Annotated in this window: 1 protein-coding gene; it reads left to right on the forward strand. The window is 39.2% G+C overall.

All coding sequences use genetic code 11. The features are described from left to right. The coding region (locus tag B4D49_RS07415) for a 1-deoxy-D-xylulose-5-phosphate synthase (RefSeq protein WP_286783659.1) at positions 1-1,745 on the forward strand (1,745 nt) is incomplete at its 5' end. Positions 1,746-2,079: the final 334 nt, after the last annotated feature.

Consider the following 2,079-nt stretch of genomic DNA (forward strand, 5'->3'; position numbering starts at 1 on the left):
TTTCATCACCACAAGATTTAAAACAATTATCTCGTAAAGATTTGCACCGTGTTGTTGATGAAGCACGACAAGCGCTTCTTGAAAAAACAAGTCAGCATGGCGGACACAATGGACCAAACTTTGGCATGGTTGAAATGACAGTTGCTATGCACTATGTCTTTAATTCACCAGTAGATAAATTCATTTTTGACGTGTCACACCAATCATATGTTCATAAAATGTTGACTGGGCGTGCGCAAGCTTTTCTTGACCCAGCGCATTATGATGACGTATCAGGTTACACAAATCCTAAAGAAAGCGAACACGACCTCTTCACAGTAGGTCATACGTCAACATCATTGTCACTTGCTTCTGGTGTGGCTAAAGCGCGTGATTTGAAAGATGAAGCTTATAATGTTGTGGCGGTTATTGGTGATGGTTCTCTTTCAGGTGGTATGGCGTATGAAGGGCTAAACCAAATCGCAACAGAAGGGACAAATACGATTGTCATTATTAACGATAACGACCAATCAATCGCTGTTAACCCAACTGGCGGTATTTACACAGCACTTCGTGACTTACGTGAAAGCGACGGTCAAGCTGACAATAATCTTTTCAAAGCTCTTGGTTTTGATTATCATTACCTTGATGCAGGAAATGACCTCGACCAATTGATTACTTTATTTGAAGAAATCAAAGATGCTAATCACCCAGTTTTGCTACATATTCATACGCAAAAAGGGAACGGTGTGTCATTCATGGAAGAAAATCGCGAAGCTTTCCATGCGGGTGGGCCATACAATCCTGAAACAGGAGAATATCTTCGAGCTTCAAATGCTTCTGAAACGTATAATAGCATCACAACTAGCTTTGTTTTAGATAAGATTAAAAATGACCAAACAGTAATTGCTGTCAATGCTGGAACACCAATGTTTATGTTGAATCAAGACCAACGTAAACAAGCTGGAAAACAATTTGTTGATGTCGGAATTGCTGAGGAAGAAGCAGCAACAATGGCAGCTGGACTGGCTAAAAATGGTGCAAAACCAATCTGGTACGTAGCAGCACCATTTATGCAACGTACTTATGACCAGTGGTCACATGACATCGCTTTGAATAATCTTCCGGTGACAACCTTGGTTTACTCAGCGTCAGTTAGTGCGATGAATGACGAAAGTCATCTGGGTTTCTTTGATATTCCATTTTTAGCACATATTCCAAATGTGGTTTATCTTGCGCCAACTAGCAAAGAAGAACATTTAGCTATGCTTGATTGGGCTGTTGAGCAAAATGAACATCCGGTAGCTATCCGCATCCCAGTTGGTCCACTTCGTGAAACTGGTCTTGTGGACACAACAGATTATTCAATTCTTAATAAAAACCAAGTGACTCAAAATGGTAATAAAGTTGCGATTTTTGGACTTGGTAATTTCTATGCTTTAGCAGAGGAAGTAGCAAAAGAATTAACAGATACGCATGGTATATCAGCGACAATTGTTAATCCAAAATTTATCACTGGACTAGATGAAGAATTACTTGATAGTTTGGAATCTGACCACCAAGTTGTTGTAACTTTGGAAGATGGTGTCCTTGAAGGTGGTTACGGTCAAATGGTCGCAAGCTATCTTGGTGATGCTGACCTTAAAGTTCAAAACTATGGTGTTGAAAAAGCCTTCCACGATCGCTACAATGCTCAAGAACTTTTAGCTGAAAATGGTATCACTGTTGACAATATCGTCAAAAATATTATTAAGGTTTTAGATTAATAACATTAGCCTGGGGCATACTTGTCTCAGGTTCTTTTTATGAATTGGAATCTTTGATGGCTAAGAGTCTCTTTTTTGGTGAAAATTTGGTATACTGAGAGGTGACTTTTTGAAAGGACTGTATTGTATTTGGCAAGTGTAAGAAAAAGGAAGAGAAGAAAAGTTAGTGGAAAACGACGTCGGAAAAGTCTACCCAGTTCAGTTTTGTATGGTATGAGTTTTCTAGCATTTTTAGCTTGTTCGACCTTGCTTCTTTATGCCTATCATTCACAAGATGAAGCTCAGCCAGCTTCTGCTGATACGAGTCAATCATCACAAGACATGACGACTATAT

Origin of the sequence: Streptococcus sp. UBA4344, assembly GCF_002393675.1 — a bacterium.
GTDB classification, from domain to species: domain Bacteria; phylum Bacillota; class Bacilli; order Lactobacillales; family Streptococcaceae; genus Streptococcus; species Streptococcus vicugnae.